At 69.5% G+C, this 16,897-nt stretch carries 20 protein-coding genes; 13 read left to right on the top strand and 7 right to left on the bottom strand.

Features of this window, described 5'->3' with window-relative positions; genetic code table 11:
* Positions 1-6: 6 nt before the first annotated feature.
* Together ACJJV7_RS08005 and mnmA are read left to right on the top strand one after the other, a co-directional pair.
* Entirely contained in the window at positions 7-1,191 is a 1,185-nt protein-coding gene (locus ACJJV7_RS08005; protein ID WP_405375865.1) for a cysteine desulfurase family protein, read from the top strand.
* 9 nt (positions 1,192-1,200) lie between these two features.
* A complete protein-coding gene (gene mnmA / locus ACJJV7_RS08000) occupies positions 1,201-2,298 on the top strand; it encodes a tRNA 2-thiouridine(34) synthase MnmA (RefSeq protein WP_405375867.1) in 1,098 nt (365 codons plus the stop codon).
* Here the strand turns inward: mnmA and ACJJV7_RS07995 are convergent.
* Positions 2,255-3,256, bottom strand: coding sequence for an epimerase (locus ACJJV7_RS07995; protein WP_405375869.1), 1,002 nt, complete (start codon positions 3,254-3,256; stop codon positions 2,255-2,257). The genes mnmA and ACJJV7_RS07995 overlap by 44 nt on opposite strands.
* On the opposite strand from ACJJV7_RS07995, the gene ACJJV7_RS07990 reads away from it, so the two are divergent.
* Together ACJJV7_RS07990 and ligA are read left to right on the top strand one after the other, a co-directional pair.
* Entirely contained in the window at positions 3,255-3,632 is a 378-nt protein-coding gene (locus ACJJV7_RS07990; RefSeq protein WP_405375870.1) for a DUF4166 domain-containing protein, read from the top strand. The two genes, ACJJV7_RS07995 and ACJJV7_RS07990, sit on opposite strands and share 2 nt — an antisense overlap.
* On the top strand, positions 3,605-5,929 hold the full coding sequence (gene ligA / locus ACJJV7_RS07985; protein WP_405375872.1) for an NAD-dependent DNA ligase LigA: 2,325 nt from the start codon (positions 3,605-3,607) through the stop codon (positions 5,927-5,929). The genes ACJJV7_RS07990 and ligA overlap by 28 nt, the downstream gene beginning before the upstream one ends.
* 3 nt (positions 5,930-5,932) lie before the next feature.
* On the opposite strand, the gene ACJJV7_RS07980 is transcribed toward ligA, so the two are convergent.
* Positions 5,933-7,633 (bottom strand): long-chain-fatty-acid--CoA ligase, encoded by a 1,701-nt coding sequence (locus tag ACJJV7_RS07980; protein WP_405375874.1) that lies wholly within the window; start codon positions 7,631-7,633, stop codon positions 5,933-5,935.
* 57 nt (positions 7,634-7,690) lie between these two features.
* Between ACJJV7_RS07980 and gatC the strand changes: the two genes are divergently transcribed.
* The 6 genes from gatC (at position 7,691) to ACJJV7_RS07950 (ending at position 13,312) form a co-directional block, all read left to right on the top strand.
* Positions 7,691-7,990, top strand: coding sequence for an Asp-tRNA(Asn)/Glu-tRNA(Gln) amidotransferase subunit GatC (gatC, locus tag ACJJV7_RS07975; RefSeq protein ID WP_405375876.1), 300 nt, complete (start codon positions 7,691-7,693; stop codon positions 7,988-7,990).
* Positions 7,987-9,498 carry an Asp-tRNA(Asn)/Glu-tRNA(Gln) amidotransferase subunit GatA gene (gene gatA / locus ACJJV7_RS07970; protein ID WP_405375878.1) on the top strand — a complete coding sequence of 504 codons (1,512 nt, stop codon included), beginning with the start codon at positions 7,987-7,989 and terminating at the stop codon, positions 9,496-9,498. Before gatC ends, gatA begins: the two co-directional genes overlap by 4 nt.
* Complete coding sequence (gene gatB / locus ACJJV7_RS07965; RefSeq protein WP_405375880.1) at positions 9,498-11,015, top strand: Asp-tRNA(Asn)/Glu-tRNA(Gln) amidotransferase subunit GatB; 1,518 nt, start codon at positions 9,498-9,500, stop codon at positions 11,013-11,015. Before gatA ends, gatB begins: the two co-directional genes overlap by 1 nt.
* A 125-nt stretch (positions 11,016-11,140) precedes the next feature.
* The gene (locus ACJJV7_RS07960) at positions 11,141-12,397 is read left to right on the top strand and encodes a DNA polymerase IV (protein WP_405375882.1); all 1,257 of its coding nucleotides are present in this window, start codon (positions 11,141-11,143) and stop codon (positions 12,395-12,397) included.
* A 38-nt stretch (positions 12,398-12,435) separates the two neighbouring features.
* Positions 12,436-12,756 (top strand): hypothetical protein, encoded by a 321-nt coding sequence (locus tag ACJJV7_RS07955; protein ID WP_405375883.1) that lies wholly within the window; start codon positions 12,436-12,438, stop codon positions 12,754-12,756.
* Positions 12,740-13,312 (top strand): hypothetical protein, encoded by a 573-nt coding sequence (locus ACJJV7_RS07950; RefSeq protein WP_405375885.1) that lies wholly within the window; start codon positions 12,740-12,742, stop codon positions 13,310-13,312. Before ACJJV7_RS07955 ends, ACJJV7_RS07950 begins: the two co-directional genes overlap by 17 nt.
* 88 nt (positions 13,313-13,400) lie before the next feature.
* Here the strand turns inward: ACJJV7_RS07950 and ACJJV7_RS07945 are convergent, their stop codons facing one another.
* The 5 genes from ACJJV7_RS07945 to ACJJV7_RS07925 form a co-directional block, all read right to left on the bottom strand.
* On the bottom strand, positions 13,401-13,889 hold the full coding sequence (locus ACJJV7_RS07945; RefSeq protein ID WP_405375887.1) for a DUF2017 family protein: 489 nt from the start codon (positions 13,887-13,889) through the stop codon (positions 13,401-13,403).
* Entirely contained in the window at positions 13,886-14,185 is a 300-nt protein-coding gene (gene clpS / locus ACJJV7_RS07940) for an ATP-dependent Clp protease adapter ClpS (RefSeq protein ID WP_405375889.1), read from the bottom strand. Before clpS ends, ACJJV7_RS07945 begins: the two co-directional genes overlap by 4 nt.
* Positions 14,176-14,526 carry a metallopeptidase family protein gene (locus ACJJV7_RS07935; protein ID WP_405375890.1) on the bottom strand — a complete coding sequence of 117 codons (351 nt, stop codon included), beginning with the start codon at positions 14,524-14,526 and terminating at the stop codon, positions 14,176-14,178. Before ACJJV7_RS07935 ends, clpS begins: the two co-directional genes overlap by 10 nt.
* A 182-nt stretch (positions 14,527-14,708) precedes the next feature.
* On the bottom strand, positions 14,709-15,137 hold the full coding sequence (locus ACJJV7_RS07930) for an ImmA/IrrE family metallo-endopeptidase (protein WP_405375892.1): 429 nt from the start codon (positions 15,135-15,137) through the stop codon (positions 14,709-14,711).
* A 14-nt stretch (positions 15,138-15,151) separates the two neighbouring features.
* The gene (locus tag ACJJV7_RS07925) at positions 15,152-15,526 is read right to left on the bottom strand and encodes a hypothetical protein (protein ID WP_405375893.1); all 375 of its coding nucleotides are present in this window, start codon (positions 15,524-15,526) and stop codon (positions 15,152-15,154) included.
* A gap of 78 nt (positions 15,527-15,604) precedes the next feature.
* On the opposite strand from ACJJV7_RS07925, the gene ACJJV7_RS07920 reads away from it, so the two are divergent.
* Genes ACJJV7_RS07920 through ACJJV7_RS07910 form a run of 3 tightly spaced genes read left to right on the top strand, consistent with a single transcriptional unit; the run spans position 15,605 to position 16,417 of the window.
* Complete coding sequence (locus tag ACJJV7_RS07920; protein WP_405375895.1) at positions 15,605-15,943, top strand: hypothetical protein; 339 nt, start codon at positions 15,605-15,607, stop codon at positions 15,941-15,943.
* A complete protein-coding gene (locus ACJJV7_RS07915) occupies positions 15,943-16,188 on the top strand; it encodes a hypothetical protein (protein ID WP_405375897.1) in 246 nt (81 codons plus the stop codon). The genes ACJJV7_RS07920 and ACJJV7_RS07915 overlap by 1 nt, the downstream gene beginning before the upstream one ends.
* Positions 16,181-16,417: a hypothetical protein gene (locus ACJJV7_RS07910; RefSeq protein WP_405375899.1), complete on the top strand. Its 237-nt coding sequence runs from the start codon at positions 16,181-16,183 to the stop codon at positions 16,415-16,417. The genes ACJJV7_RS07915 and ACJJV7_RS07910 overlap by 8 nt, the downstream gene beginning before the upstream one ends.
* Positions 16,418-16,897 lie beyond the last annotated feature (480 nt).

Here is a 16,897-nt window from a genome sequence, read left to right as displayed (position 1 = left end):
TGCGCGATGACGGTCTACCTCGACCACGCAGCCTCCACGCCGCTGCGGCCCGAAGCCCGGGACGCTTGGCTGACGGCATCCGAACTCGTGGGCAACGCGTCGTCGGTGCACGGGGCGGGTCAGGCGCTCCGGCGCCTTCTCGAGGAGTCGCGCGAGCGGACGGCCGCCGTGCTGGGATGCGATCCGATCGAGGTCGTCCACACCTCCGGGGGCACGGAATCGGTCAACCTCGCCGTCAAGGGCCTGTGGTGGGCCCGGGAACCGGGCCGGAACGCCATCGTGCTGCCGGACGGCGAGCACCACGCCACGCTCGACGCCGTCGGCTGGCTCGAATCCTCCCAGGGCGCGGCGGTGCGATCGGTCCCGCTGACCCCGGTCGGCGCGGTGCACGCCGCCCAGTTCGCCGACCGTCTTCCGGATGCCGCATTCGCCACCGCGCTCGTGGCCAACAACGAGACCGGCGCGCTGTCGCCGGTCGCGGAGCTCGCCGATGCGGCATCCGCCGCCGGCATCCCGCTCCACCTCGACGCCGTGGGCGCGATGAGCGAGGTCGGAGTCGACTTCGCCGCTCTCCGCGGCGCCGGTCGGTCGCCGGCGGGACTGGTCGCACTGAGCCTCGCGGGGCACAAGGTCGGCGCACCGGTCGGCACGGGCGCGCTCGTCGTCTCCCGCTACGCGCGCCTCGACCCGCTCCTGCACGGCGGCGGCCAGCAGCGCGGCCTCCGGTCGGGCACCCCGGACGTCGCGGGGGCGGCCGCACTCGCGGTCGCTCTGGAAGCAACCGCCGCCGAGCGGTCGGGCGAATCGATGCGACTTCGGGGCCTCGCCGAGCAGCTTCGGGCGGGTATCCGCGCGGCCGTGCCGGGCGTCACCTTCCTCGGCGATGTGACCGAGTCCCTCCCGGGTCACGTGCACGTCCTGTTCTCCGATGCCCTCGGCGAGACCCTGCTGTTCCTCCTCGACCAGGCCGGCATCCACGTGTCGACCGGCTCCGCCTGTCAGGCGGGCGTCGCCGAGCCCTCGCACGTCGTCCGCGCGCTCGGGTACGCCGACACGGACGCGCGGTCGGTGCTCCGCATCACGCTCGGGCGCACCTCGACGGCCGCCGATGTCGCCGCGATCGTCGCGGCGCTGCCCGAGGCGCACGCCCGAGCGGCGGCATCCCGGTCCCGCGCAGCCTCGCGCTCGTAGACTGGAGCGATGCGAGTACTGGCGGCGATGAGCGGTGGAGTCGATTCTGCGGTGGCGGCGGCCCGCGCCGTCGATGCCGGACACGACGTCGTCGGCGTGCACCTGGCGCTGTCCCGAGCGGGCGGCACTCTCCGCACCGGCAGCCGCGGCTGCTGCACTGTCGAGGATGCGATGGACGCCCGCCGGGCGGCGGACCTCCTCGGCATCCCGTTCTATGTGTGGGACTTCTCGGAGCGCTTCCGCGACGACGTCATCGAGGACTTCGTCAACGAGTACCGGGCGGGTCGGACCCCCAATCCCTGCATGCGATGCAACGAGAAGATCAAGTTCGCCGCGCTCCTCGAGCGCGCCCTCGAACTCGGGTTCGATGCCGTCTGCACCGGCCACTACGCAACCCTTGTCGATCGGCCGGAGGGCCGGGAGCTGCACCGGGCATCGGACGAGGCGAAGGACCAGTCCTACGTCCTCGGTGTGCTCACCGCAGAGCAGCTCGCGCACACGTACTTCCCGCTCGGGACGACACCTTCGAAGGCCGTCGTCCGAGCCGAGGCCGCCGAGCGCGGGCTGACCGTCGCGCAGAAGCCCGACAGCCACGACATCTGCTTCATTCCCGACGGCGACACGCGGGGATGGCTCGCCGAGAAGGTGGGCGCCGAGACGGGCGAGGTGGTCGACCGCGACGGCGTCGTCATCGGGCGCCACGAGGGCGCACATGCCTTCACCGTCGGCCAGCGACGCGGCCTCCAGCTGGGTGTCCCCGCCGCCGACGGCAAGCCGAGGTTCGTCCTCGAGGTCCGCCCGATCTCGAACACGGTCGTCGTCGGGCCCAAGGAGGCCCTCGCGACGGCGGAGATCGCGGGCGAACGCCGCAGCTGGGCCGGACGGGCGCCGCGCGAGGGCGAGTTCCGCTGCCACGTCCAGATTCGCGCGCACGCCGATCCTGTACCTGCGCGGGCCACGCTCGCCGGCGGATCGGTCACGGTGGTGCCCGACCAGCCGTTCGACGGGGTCGCCCCCGGACAGACGGCCGTCCTCTACGACGGAACCCGCGTGATCGGGCAGTTCACGATCGCGCGGACGGTGTCCGCCGTTCCGATCGACGCCTGAGGCGCCCGCGCTCGACGTCGGCGAGTGCCGCGTGCAGATCGGTGTGCGTGAACCGGAACCCCGCAGCGAGGAGCCGCTCCGGAGCGACCCACCGGCTCTTGAGGATCAGTTCGGGCTCGGTGCGCAGCGCCCACATGGCGATCTCCAGCATCCAGCGCAGCGACGGCACACCCACCGGCATCCCGACCACACGGCGCAACGTGCGCATGAGGGTGCGGTTGTCGGATGCCTCGGGGACCGTGACGTTGATGACGCCCGCCAGGTCTTCGCGGCGGTCGATGAAGCGGACCGCCTCGAGCACATCGTCGATGTGGACCCAGCTGAAACGCTGACGACCGCCGGTCCGGTGCCACATCGGACGGCCTCCGGTGGGCGCGTCGCCGATGCCGCGGTAGCGACGATGGCCCGGTACCCAGCCGTCGTGCTGCGGGCCGCCCAGGCCGGTCCGCGCCAGCGCGAGCAGCATCCGTGTCGCCGGACCGTCGCCCACCACGATCGCCAGCCGGAGGGCGACGCGTCGCGTGCCCGGCAGGTCTCCCGCGAAGAAGGTGCGCTCCCACGCCTTCGCGACGTCGACGGAGAAGCCCGTGCCGAGCTCTCCGGTGGACTCGGTGTTCGGACGATCCATCTCATGGCGGTAGATCGTGGCAGTGGACGCATTGATCCACAGCCGCGGGGGAGCGGATGCCGCGGCGACGGCGACGCTCAGGGCACGGGTGGTGTCGACCCGGGAGGCGAGGATCTCGTCGCGGTTGCGGTCGGTGTAGCGGCAGTCCACGGAGCGACCGGCGAGGTTGATGAGCAGGTCCGCGCCGTCGATCGCCCGAGCGATGCCCTCCGGATCGTTCCAGCGCACCGCCGACGACCGCCCAATGGCGATGACGTCGTACCCGTCGCGGCGGAGCGTCGTCAGGACGGCCTCGCTGATGAAACCGCTCCCGGGAAAAGTGCGCGTCATGCGCGACACGATGCGGTGCCGTGATGCCGAGATCGTGGAGCGTCTCGGGCGGCGCGGGGGACTCGAGGTGCGCCTCGCGCTCCGGATCCACCGGGGCGGCATGGTGCTCCGCTCCCGTTCGCTCGCATGGCGGGTGCGCGGCGTCCGCATCCCGCTTCCCCCGGTCGCTCGGGTCGAGGTTCGCGAACGCGGCGCCGATGGATCCGAGGGTCGTCAGCGGGTCGACGTCCGGATCCGGATGCCGATCGTCGGCGACGTCTTCGTGTACCGCGGGTCGTTGGTCTATCGCATCGTGCCCGCGACCGATACCGTCCCTGCGGTGTCCGAGACTCTCCCTACACTGTCGATGTGGCTGACCGAGAACTCCCCGACCTGACCCTCGACGAGGCGCGCGCCGAGGCGGAGCGCCTGACCGAACGCATCCTGTCCGCCCGGGATGCGTACTACGGCGGCGACGTCGGCCTGGTCGACGATGCGACCTACGACGGGTGGGTGCACGCTCTCACTGCGATCGAGCGGACCTACCCCGAGCTCCAGGGCCAGGACTCGCCCACGCAGACCGTCGGATCGGCGGAATCCTCGATGTTCGCCCCGGTCGAGCATGCCGAGCGGATGCTGAGTCTCGACAACGTCTTCTCGGCCGACGAACTCCGAGAGTGGTGCACCAAGGCCCAGGCTGCATCCGGGCGCCCCGTCCGGTGGCTCACCGAGCTGAAGATCGACGGCCTCGCCATTTCGCTCCGGTACGAGGACGGAGTGCTCGTCTCCGCCGCCACGCGCGGTGATGGACGGATCGGTGAGGACGTGACCGTCAACGCCGTGCGCGTCGCAGGCATCCCGGAGCGGCTCGCGGGGAGCGGGCATCCGCGGCTGGTCGAGGTCCGCGGTGAGGTCTTCATCCCGGTGGCCGCCTTCGAGGAGCTGAACGCGCTTCAGGCCCGGCTCCGAGAGCGCGTTCTCGCGGACGCGTCGGGGAGGCTCCGATTCGACGAGGAGAAGGCACAGAAGAGCGCCGCGCGCCGGTTCCCTGCATTCGCGAACCCTCGCAACGCGGCCAGCGGCGGGCTCCGGCAGCAACTAGACAAGAAGTCTGGCCTCGAGCTCGAGGCGGGCGAGGCGAGACTCGGCTCGCTCCGGATGTACGTCCACGGCATCGGTGCCTGGCCCGACCCGCCCGTCGCATCGCAGAGCGAGGTGTACGGACTGCTCGAGGACTGGGGGCTTCCGGTCAGCCCCTACCCGCGGACGTTCGACGATGTCGACGGCGTCCTGGCCTTCGTCGCCGAGTACGGCGAGAAGCGGCATTCCGTCGCTCACGAACTCGACGGCATCGTCGTCAAGGTCGACGAGCTGGCCCTCCATGACGAGCTCGGCACAACCAGCCGGGCACCGCGGTGGGCGATCGCCTACAAGTACCCGCCCGAAGAGGTGCAGACCCGACTGCTCGACATCATCGTGTCGGTGGGCCGCACGGGCCGTGCGACGCCCTACGCGCAGATGGCGCCGGCGCACGTCGCAGGGAGCGTCGTCCGCCAGGCGACTCTTCACAATCAGGACGTGGTGAAGGCCAAGGGCGTGCTCATCGGCGACATCATCATGCTGCGCAAGGCCGGTGACGTGATCCCCGAAGTCCTCGGCCCGGTCGCCGAACTCCGCGACGGCACCGAGCGCGCCTTCGTCATGCCCACCGAGTGCCCGGAGTGCGGTTCGCCGCTCGCACCGGCGAAAGAGGGCGACGTCGATCTCCGGTGCCCCAACACGCGCGGTTGCCCCGCACAGGTGCGCGGCCGCGTCGAGCACATCGGATCTCGTGGCGCGCTCGACATAGAGGCACTCGGCGAAGTCACCGCCGCTGCCCTGACGCAGCCGCTCGCTCCCCACCGGCCGGTGCTGGAGACCGAGGCCGGTCTCTTCGAGATCACCGTCGATCAGCTCGTGCCGATCGAGGTCATCGTCCGCGACTCCGAGACCGGCGAGGCGCGCATCGATGACAAGACCGGCGAGGTGGTTCGCCGGGCGCCGTTCCGCCGCAATCCGAGCGCCGCCGAGAAGAAGGACGGACTCACCGGTCCGCAGCCCTCGTCACAGGCGCTGACCCTGCTCGACGAACTCGAGAAGGCCAAGACGAAGGACCTGTGGCGATACCTCGTCGCCTTCAGCATCCGCCACGTCGGACCGGTGGCCGCACGCGCACTCGCGGGATACTTCGGTTCACTCGACGCGATCCGCGCCGCGACGCGCGACGAGCTCGCCGCCGTCGACGGCGTCGGGGGGATCATCGCCGACGCCCTCATCGACTGGTTCGCCGTCGACTGGCACGTCGAGATCGTCGAACGGTGGGTCGCCGCCGGGGCGCGCCTCGAGATCCCCGGGCATCCCGGACCGGGCGCGGCCGCTGCGGGCGGCGGTGTGCTCGACGGCGTGACGGTCGTCGCGACGGGATCGCTCGAGGGGTACACCCGCGAGGGGGCGCAGGAGGCGATCCTGCAGGCGGGCGGCAAGGCGGCATCCAGCGTGTCGAAGAAGACCGACTTCGTCGCTGCGGGGCCGGGAGCCGGATCGAAACTCGCCAAGGCCGAGGCCCTCGGCCTCCGGATCATCGACGCAGGCCAGTTCCACCTCCTCGTGACGGAGGGCCCGAGCGCGCTCGCGGAGGCCGCCCCGGAGGAGTGAGCCTCAGCTGTCCTCGGCGAGGAGGCGTTCGCGCACCTCGCGCCGCAGAACCTTGCCGATGAGTGAGCGGGGAAGCTCCTCGACCGGAACGATCCGGCGCGGGACCTTGTAGGGGGTCAGCCGCGTCCGGGCGAAGGCGCGGATGTCGTCGACGTCGAGCTCGGTCACGCCGGGGGCGGCGACGATCGCTGCCACGACCAGCTCGCCGGAGTGGGCATCGGGCACCCCGACCACCGCGGCGTCCGCCACCTGCGGGTGCTGTCGGAGCGTGGCCTCGACCTCTGTGGGGGCGACGTTGAAGCCGCCGGTGACGATGAGCTCCTTGATGCGGTCGACGACGCGGAAGAAGCCGTCGTCGTCGCGTTCGACGATGTCGCCCGTGCGGAACCATCCGTCGGTCAGGACCTTCTCGGTCTCCTCGGGCTTGCCGTAATACCCCGAGAACACCTGCGGTCCCTTCACGAGCAGCTCACCGGGTTCACCGGGCGCCCTCTCGCGCGTGATGTCCTCCGGGTCGACGACGCGAGCGTCGGTGCCGGGGATGGGGATGCCGATCGTGCCCGGCTTCCGGTTGTCGGCGGGCGGATTGACCATCAGGACCGGAGAGCATTCGCTGAGCCCGTAACCCTCGATGAGGTACCCGCCGGTCGCGGCTTCGAACGGCTCCACCAGCTGCGGCGAGAGCGCCATCGCTCCCGACACGCCGATCGTGATGCCCCGGAGCGACGCTCCGCGCTCGTTCGCACGGGCGAGCAGCCTCTCGGCGATCGGCGGCACCAGCGGCAACACGGTCGGCGGGTGCTTCGCGATCGCATCGATCACCATGTCGGCGTCGAAACGCGGGAACAACACGAGCCGTGCGCCCATCGACATCGCGAAGGTGAGGCACAGCGTGAGGCCGTACGCGTGGAACATGGGGAGCACCGCGTAGAAGACGCAGCCCTCGCCGCGTTGGACGGCCGGGATGAAGGCCTGGCTCTGCCGGGCGTTGGCGAGCAGGTTGCGGTGGCTGAGCATCGCCCCCTTGGGCGTGCCCGTCGTCCCCGACGTGTACTGCAGAACGGCGAGGTCGTCGGTGGCGGGGCGGGGGTGGGATGCCGCGAGCGGTGCCGCGCGCACGAGATCGTCCCACGAGTGCGCGCCGCGGACGGCGGTCGTCAGAGCGGCCCGCCCTTCCTTCGCCTTGGCGATCGGGAGCTTCAGGGCGAGGCGGGTATGCCACGGCATCGCGCGGGTGATGTCGACGGAGACGAGAGCGTCGACACGGAGGTCGGCGGGGAACTCCTGCACGGTCGCGGCGACCTTGCTCCAGACGATCGCGTGGCGTGCGCCGTGGTCCTGGAACTGGGTGCGCAGCTCGCGCGGGGTGTACAGCGGGTTGTGCTCGACGACGACGGCGCCCAGGCGGAGGACGGCGTAGAAGGCCACGATGTGCTGGGGGCAGTTCGGAAGCACGATCGCCACCCGATCGCCCCGCTTCACGCCGAGGGCGTGGAGCCCTGCGGCAGCGCGCCGCACCGACTCATCGAGATCGCGGTAGCTGGTCTCTCGGCCGAAGAACTGCAGCGCGACGGACTGAGGGTAGTCCCGGGCCGACTCCTCGAGGAGGTCGAGCAGCGATCCCGAGACGGGAGGCAGTTCGAGCGGGACGCCCGGAGCGTAGGACGAGAGCCATGGCCGGGCGGAGGGGGACGATTCGGTCACGTCTCCACACTAGGTGGGCGAACCGGGGGAGCGAAGAGGGCGAACTAGACTGTGCGGGTGTCTGAAATCAGCCCCGATCTCGTGCGCCATCTCGGCGTGCTCGCCCGGATCCAGTTGAACGACGAGGAGGTCGAGCGGCTCACGGGCCAGCTCGACGCCATCGTCGACAACATCGCGAAGGTGTCGGAGGTGGCCACCCCGGAGGTGCCCGCCACCAGCCACCCGATCCCGCTCCGCAATGTGTTCCGCCCCGACGTCCCGGGCGGCATGCTGTCGACCGAGGATGTGCTCCGGAACGCTCCGGACGCCGCCGACGGGCGCTTCCGCGTGACGGCGATCCTGGGGGAGGAGCAGTGAGCGACCTTCTCAGGCTGACCGCCGCCGAGCTCTCCCAGAAGCTCCGCGCCGGCGAGGTGTCGAGCGTCGAGACGACGCAGGCGCACCTGGACCGGATCGGCGCCGTCGACGGCGATGTGCACGCGTTCCTCCACGTCTCGGACCACGCCCTCGACGTCGCCGCGGACATCGACCGGCGGCGCAGCGCGGGCGAGGAGCTCGGCGAACTCGCCGGCATCCCGCTGGCCATCAAGGACGTTCTCGTCACGACCGACATGCCCTCCACGAGCGGGTCGAAGATCCTCGAGGGCTACATGTCGCCCTACGACGCGACCGTCGTGGCACGCGCCCGTGCGGCCGGCCTCGTACCGCTGGGCAAGACGAACATGGACGAGTTCGCGATGGGGTCGTCGACTGAGCACTCGGCCTACGGCCCCACCCGCAACCCGTGGGATCTCGATCGCATCCCCGGCGGATCCGGTGGTGGCTCGGCTGCCGCGGTGGCCGCTTTCGAGGCGCCGCTGGCGCTCGGGTCCGACACCGGCGGATCGATCCGCCAGCCCGCGCACGTCACCGGCACGGTCGGCATGAAGCCCACCTACGGCGGCGTGAGCCGCTACGGCGCCATCGCGCTGGCATCGAGCCTCGATCAGGTCGGTCCCGTCTCGCGCACCGTGCTCGACTCGGCGCTCCTGCATGACGTGATCGGCGGACACGACCCGCACGACGCCACCTCCCTGACCGACGCATGGCCCTCGTTCGCCGCCGCCGCCCGCGAGGGCGCGACAGGAGAGGTGCTCACGGGCCTGAAGGTCGGCGTCATCCGCGAGCTCGACGACACGGGATTCCAGAAGGGCGTGTCGGAGTCGTTCCGGGCCTCGCTCGCCGCGATGGCCGCGGCCGGCGCCGAGATAGTCGACGTCAGCGCCCCTCACTTCGAGTACGGCGTGGCCGCGTACTACCTGATCCTGCCGGCGGAAGCATCGAGCAACCTGGCGAAGTTCGATTCGGTGCGCTTCGGCCTCCGCGTCGACGTGCCGGGCGGCACGGTGGAGGATGTCATGGCCGCAACCCGTGAGGCCGGCTTCGGCGACGAGGTCAAGCGACGCGTGATCCTCGGCACCTACGCGCTGTCGGCGGGCTACTACGACGCCTACTACGGCAGTGCGCAGAAGGTCCGAACCCTGATCCAGCGCGACTTCGACGCGGCCTTCGCCGAGGTCGACGTCATCGCGACGCCGTCGGCGCCGACCACGGCGTTCCGCATCGGCGAGAAGATCGACGACCCGCTCCAGATGTACCTGAACGACGTGACGACGATCCCCGCCAACCTCGCGGGTGTGCCGGGGATCTCGATCCCCTCAGGTCTCGCCGCCGAGGACGGCTTGCCCGTCGGCATCCAGTTCCTCGCTCCGGCGCGCGAAGACGCCCGGCTCTACCGCGTCGGCGCGGCACTCGAAGCCCTGCTCGTCGACAGCTGGGGCGCCCCGCTGCTCGACCGCGCCCCGATCCTCGGAGGAACACGCTGATGGCCAAGGACGCACTCATGGACTTCGACAAGGCTCTCGAGCTGTTCGAGCCGGTGCTCGGCTTCGAAGTCCACGTCGAGCTGAACACGGAGACCAAGATGTTCTCCGCGGCCGGCAACCCCGCTCACGCCTCCAACCACGATGCGGCTCCGAACACCCTGGTCGCGCCGGTGGACATGGGTCTGCCGGGCTCGCTGCCGGTGGTCAACGAGACCGCCGTGCGCTACTCGATCAGCCTGGGCCTCGCGCTGGAGTGCTCGATCGCGCCCTCGAGCCGATTCGCACGGAAGAACTACTTCTACCCCGATCTCGGCAAGAACTACCAGATCTCCCAGTACGACGAGCCCATCGCCTTCGAGGGTCGTGTCGAGATCGAGCTCGAAGGCGGCGACGTCATCGAGATCCCGATCGAGCGGGCCCACATGGAAGAGGATGCCGGCAAGCTCACCCACATGGGCGGCTCGACGGGTCGGATCCAGGGCGCGGAATACTCGCTCGTGGACTACAACCGCGCCGGTGTGCCCCTCGTCGAGATCGTCACGAAGCCGATCTTCGGAACGGAGCACCGCGCACCCGAGGTCGCGAAGGCCTACGTCGCGACGATCCGCGACATCGTGCGTGGACTCGGAATCTCGGAGGCCCGCATGGAGCGCGGTAACCTCCGCTGCGATGCGAACGTCTCCCTGCGCCCTCGCGGCCAGGAGAAGCTCGGCACCCGCACCGAGACGAAGAACGTCAACTCGATGCGCTCGGTCGAGCGTGCCGTCCGGTACGAGATCCAGCGTCAGGCGGCGATCCTCGCCGGAGGCGGGACGATCATCCAGGAGACGCGCCACTGGCATGAGGACACCGGTCGGACTTCGCCCGGCCGCCCCAAGTCGGATGCCGACGACTACCGCTACTTCCCGGAGCCCGACCTGCTGCCCGTCGAGCCGTCCGAGGAACTGATCGAAGAGCTGCGCGCGGCCCTTCCCGAAGCGCCCGCGATCTACCGTCGCCGCCTCAAGGCCGACTGGGGCTTCACCGACCTGGAGTTCCAGGACGTCGCCAACGGCGGTCTGCTCGGCGAGGTCGAGGCGACGATCGCGGCGGGTGCGAGCCCGGCGTCGGCACGTAAGTGGTGGACGGGTGAGATCAGCAGGCTCGCCAACGCGCGAAGCGCCGAGCCTGCAGCGCTGATCGAGCCGTCCTCGGTCGCTGCGCTGCAGCTCCTCGTCGACGCCGGCACCCTGAACGACAAACTCGCGCGGCAGGTGCTCGAGGGCGTCATCGCCGGTGAGGGGACGCCGCAGGAGGTCGTCGACGCCCGCGGTCTCGCCGTCGTGTCCGACGACGGCGCGCTGATCGCGGCGATCGACGAGGCGCTGGTGTCACAGCCGGACGTCCTCGCCAAGATCAAGGATGGCAAGGTCCAGGCGGCCGGGGCCGTCATCGGCGCCGTCATGAAGGCGATGAAGGGTCAGGCCGACGCCGCGCGCGTTCGCGAACTGATCCTCGAACGCGCCGGACAGGTCTGACACCCGGCGGCCGGTGCCGGCCGCCGGACTGATCGATCACCGAGCCCGACCGGATGCCGGGGGATGCCGCGACGCGGAGCCCCCGGCATCCTCCGTGTGTCGGAGGCATCGGGGAGAATGAAGGTATGGGACGCGGAGATGGCACCGGCCGCATCGTCTCGCCCGACGATGCGGACGACTCGGGGACCCGCATCCTGCATGTCGACATGGACGCGTTCTACGCGTCGGTCGAGGTGCTCGACGATCCGTCTCTCGCAGGCAAACCGCTGATCGTCGGTGGGATGGAGGGGAGGGGCGTCGTCTCGAGCGCCTCGTACGAGGCACGTCGCTTCGGCGTCCGCTCGGCGATGGCTGTCTCACGGGCGCTCCAGCTCTGCCCCCAGGCGATCGTCGTGGTGCCCCACTTCGATCGCTACTCGGCCCTCTCGAAGCAGATCATGCAGATCTTCCGCGACGTGACGCCTCTGGTGGAACCGCTGTCAATCGACGAGGCCTTCCTCGACGTCAGCGGCGCGCGCCGGCTCTGGGGGAGCCCCGGACAGATCGCACGGATGCTGCGGGCGCGGGTGCTCGCGGAGACGGGTCTCGCCTGCAGCGTGGGAGTCGCCGCCACGAAGCATGTCGCCAAGATCGCCTCCACGATCTCCAAACCCGACGGGCTCCTCATCGTCAGCGAAGCCGACACGGGGCGCTTCCTCGCCGAGCGACCCGTCAGAGCGCTGTGGGGCGTCGGCCCGAAGGCGGCCGAGGCCCTCGAGGCGCGGGGCATCCGTTCCGTCGCGGACATCCTGCACACGCCCGCTGCCGTGCTCGACCGTGCTCTCGGGCCCGCGATGGGCGCGCGGATCGCTCAGCTCGCGCGCGGCGAGGACCCGCGTGAAGTGGAGACGACGCGCACCGAGAAGAGCATCGGGCACGAGGAGACCTTCCTCGTCGACGTCGTCGATCCGGGGGTGCTCCGCAGCGAACTGCGCCGGCTCTCGGACAGGGTCGCGAGCCGCCTGCGAGCGGGCGGGTTCGAGTCCCGCACGATCGCTCTGAAAGTCCGATACGCCGACTTCACGACGATCTCGCGGTCGACGACTGTCCCCGAGCCGACGAACGTCGGCCAGCGGATCGGGGACGTCGCCCTCGAGATGTTCGCGAAAATCGACCTCTCGCAGCCGGTACGACTGATCGGGGTCCGGGCCGAGAAGCTCACCGGCGACGGGATCGGCGGGCTCGCACTCTGGGACGACGACGCCGAGTGGCGGCGGGTCGACGCCGCGCTGGACGATGCCCGATCACGGTTCGGCGGCGGCGCCGTCACCCGGGCGAGCACCCTCGGGCCGCGCCGCGACGTGAACGCACTGCCGACCAATCCGCGCCCGGCACCGGATTGAGGACTGCGCCCGTCCGTGAGACGGGCTACCGTGAGGACATGGCCAACCTCCCCCTTGAACTCGGCAAGCAGTTCGCATCGCTCGGCGTCACCAGCGTCTACGGAGAGCAGCAGGATGTCAGCGGCATCCGCCTCATCCCGGTCGCTCTCACCTGGTCGGGCTTCGGTGCCGGCGAGGACACGGCAGGCGGCGCCGGCGGGGGAGGCGGTGGTGCGGCGATTCCCGTCGGCGCTTACGTTCGGAAGGGCGACGATCTGCGGTTCGAACCGAACCTCGTGTCGCTGATCGCCGTCGGCATCCCGTTCGTCTGGGTCGCGGGACGCGCGCTCAGCCGCGTCATCCGTGCGCTCAAGCGCTGACGCCTCGCCGCTCGCACGGTCGCTGGCGCAGGCCGCGGACGACATCCTCGCCGCCGCCCCCGCCGTCAGGGGCGAGCTCACGGTCATCGTGATCGACGGCCGGTCCGGTGCCGGCAAGACGTCGCTCGCGCGCGAGCTGGTGGCGCGCACGAGGTCAGCGTCGCTCCTCATGCTCGACGACATCTATCCGGGGTGGGACGGCCTCGCTGAGGCGACGGCCGTTCTGGCGACACTGCTCGCGGACGTCCGCGCCGGACGGCCTGGCCGCTGGCGCGCATGGGACTGGGACGCGGACGATGCCGCCGGAGAGAGGACCATCGTCCCCGGGGAGGTCCTCGTCGTCGAGGGAGCGGGAAGCCTGAGCCCGTCGACCGCGGATGCCGCCGACGTCTCCGTGTGGCTCGATGCGCCCGCCGCATCCCGCCGCGACCGGGCACTCCGCCGCGACGGCGACACGTATCTGCCGCATTGGGAACGGTGGGCGCGCCAAGAGGACGCCCACATCGCGCGGCACGCCCCCCGGCAGCTCGCGGACATCGTGATCGACCTGCCCTGAGCGATCGACCTGCCCTGAGCGATCGACCAGCCTTGGGTGATCGACCTGCCCTGAGCGATCGACCTCGTCGGTACGTCGGCGCCCGATCTCACGAGTCGAGAGCCTGTACCAGGCCTTCCAGGCGATAGGCGAGCCATTCGTAGACGCCGTACCGGGCGTCGTCGGATCTGTCGTCGGATTCGTCCGTCACGCCGAGCCGCTCAGCCATCACGAGCCGCAGCGCAGCGAGTGTCCGCAGCCACGCATTGGTCGTGGCGCCCTCGACGCGGACGACGAGTTCGCGCTCGGCCTCGACACGGTCCAGGGTGCCGATCCGGACGGGTTCCCCGTCGTGGAGGAGGCTCGCGAGCACGATGCGCGCATCCTCGCTGCGCCGGGTGAGCAGATCGTCCTGCGTGAGTCCTCGGAACTCCTGCGCCGCTTCCGGGTCGCCCCGATATGCATCGGGCACCAGACGCGCGACCGCGGGGTCGCTGGTGCTCCCGGTGGAGAGCAACTCGACGAACTGCTCGATCAAATCGGTGAGATGCGCGACTTCGAGGAGGGAGATCGACATCGTGACGCCGGACCCGCTCATGATCCCGCTTCTTGCACGGTCGCCCACAGACCGTAGTCGTGCATCGCCTGGGTGTGGAGTTCCATCTGCTCGCGCGCACCCTCGGCGACGATCGCGTGACCATCGTGGTGCACGGCCAGCATCAGGGCGTGGGCCCGTTCGCGGGAATGCCCGAAGTACTCGCGGAAGACGTGCTCGACGTAACTCATCAGGTTGACCGGATCGTTCCATACGACCGTCTGCCACGGCCGCGAAGAGATGACCGCCTCATCGAGGCGGACGTCCTCCAGGGGGGAGATCGTGCTCATCATGCCCATCCGAGTTCGTGCAGACGCTGATCGTCGATGCCGTAGAAGTGTGCGATCTCATGCACGAGCGTCGTGTGGACCTCGTCGCGCAGGTGATCCTCATCGTCGCACGCGTGCAGATGAGGTTCCCGGTAGAGGATGATCCGGTCGGGGAGCTCACCGAGTCCGTACCGGTCGCGCTCCGTCAGAGCCAGCCCGTCGTAGAGGCCGAAGAGATCGAGGCTGCCGTCTTCCGGACGATCGTCGACGACGAAAACGACGTTGTCGAGGCCTGCCGTCATCTCGGACGGCAGAGCCTCGAGCTCGGACGCGACCAGATCCTCGAATGCCTCAGCATCCATATCGATCATGACCACGCCTCACGCGGAGAAGATATGGGGTGAGTAACGGGACTTGAAACAGTAACTCCCGGAACTCGCTCTGACCGATCCTGCCGCGGAATCACGCGGTTCTTGCTGGTGATCACCTGGACCGCCGTTCTGCTCGAATGTAGGTCCAGATGGGTCGATTTTACCCCTGAATGTAGGCCTGCCTACACGACCGCGCGGTGATCCCACTGATTCGCGCCGAGCCGTGGCCGCGAGTAGGTGACGTTCCCGTACCGCCTGAGCCAGTAGCGGCGGAAGTCGAGGATGACCCACGGGGCAACGTTCATCTCCTCCGCGATCCACTCGGCATCGTGGTTGATCCGCTCGAGCTCGGCGTACCACTCGGGTTCGATGAGCAACGCGGCGGCATAGGCGTCGGCCTGGTCCTCGTTGCCCGTCGAGTCGCACAGGTGCCCGTAGTGGTGATGGCCGAGTTCGTGCGCGATGACCGATCGTCGCTCGGCGTACGAGAGCGACAGGTCGAAGTAGATGCGACGCAGTCCTGGCGCGTACGCCCCGATCTTGTCGTCGTCGAGATGGGCGCCGTGGACTCGTAGTCCTTGCTGTGCTGCCCTGGCAATCAGTTGCCTCATACGCCCCCTGACGTTCAGTCCCCGGGGTTCGGCCGCTTCTTTGCTGCCAGTCCGTACTCGCCGGGGTCTTCGCTGATCTCGTAATCCTCAGCGTGGGGTCCGACACTGAGCTCCGGCGTCGGCTTCCCCTCTGCGTACAAGCGCGCCCAGCGCACGAAGTCGAAGGGGGAGACGTCGAAGATCTTCGCGAGGATGTCGATGTCGTTCGTGGTGAGCGCGTCGGTGCCGGCGAGGCGCTTCCTCCAGTACTCGCGGCCACGTGCGCCACCCGATGCCTCCGCGAGCCAACGTCCGTCAACAGCGCTGGTCTGAGTGGCGATCACGTGCTTGAAGTAGGCCCCGAGCTCGTTCGCAAATGCGTCTGGATCAGAGGTTCCCTTGCGTCCCATGGCCCTCAGCTTAGCGGCGATATCCGCAATTATGGTCACTGCACTTGACGTGACCGTAAATACGGGCATACTGGAGTCATGACCACGGATACGGGCAGAGACACCACCACCGAGAGCGTCGCGGCGGCCGTCTGCGCAGAGATCAGCCGACAGGGCAAGGCTCGCGCAGCGATCGCCCCCGTCATTGGCGTCACCGCCCCCACCGCGTACAGCAGACTTCGCGGGGACACGCCATTCACGATGAAGGAACTGGGCCAGGTCGCCAGATTCCTCGGCATGACCGCATACGACCTGATGGAGTCCGCGGCGTTCGGCGACAAGATCGCCGCCCGGAACCCGACCGACGAGGTTGAGCAGACGCTCCCCGTCGACCCCTGGGCCCAGCCCGCTCGCTCGCAGAGGCGGGGGACCCGCTGATGTCCTGGACTCAGTTCGCCGGCTCCGGCGTCCACACCTGGCTGATGATCGCCGGTGTCGTCTTCCTGATCATCATGGTGATCCGCGCCTACGTCCTCGCGCCGATGATCCCCGAGGATCACCCCGACGCGATCACGTCGATGGACATGCACGAGCGCGGCTGGGATGAGTGGGATGCGCACCAGGCGCAGATGAACGCTCGCGCCCACAGCCTCGGATACGAGCGAGGTGGGATCGATGCGTGACGTCGCGACGGTCAGCCGCGGTGAGCGGCTCTACGTCCACCACACCAGCGACGTCCATGCAGCGGGTGTGTTCGTCGAGTGCCGTGACGGCCTGATCATCGTCGACCACACCGTCGGATACTCCCGCACCCCGCTCGCGGGCCACAGCCCCTACGTCACCGACGTCGACGGGGAAGTCATCGGCGAACCCGAACCGGCTCTCCCCACCATCCCCCCAGAGCTCGAGTAGTCGCACTCGCTCGGCCTCCCACGCTTTCGCCGGCGTGGGTGGCGCTACTCGTCGCGCCTCCTGGCGCGCGGGACCCAATTGAACAGCACTCGCAGGAGTAACAGCCCGGAACCCCCATTGGGGAAGCCGGGACAGCCTAGGACCCACAACTCCCGGCTATGAGGACTGCGAGCGGTAGTGAACCCCGGAAGCATCATGCTGCCGCGGCGCCCGCGTAGTACGTGGGGGGCGTCCTGGTTGGGGTTGAAGGGATTCGAGGTCACGGACCTGCCGAACGAACCGCCGGGAGATGAACCACTACGTGGGATGGATCTTCGGACGAGCGGTCGGGCAGGTGACACCTCAACAACTTGCGCTGATGGACCACCGGACGAGTCCCACGGGGCCGGGTGAGTGAAAGCGCTGCGCTGACGGTCCACGTCGTGGTTCGACTCCACGAAGCGCACAGGTGCTGACACAAGGACGGGCGTGATGGGCAAT

The organism is Microbacterium sp. Ld4, from assembly GCF_045066555.1.
GTDB lineage: Bacteria > Actinomycetota > Actinomycetes > Actinomycetales > Microbacteriaceae > Microbacterium.
This window is presented reverse-complemented; position numbering and strand designations above follow the sequence as displayed.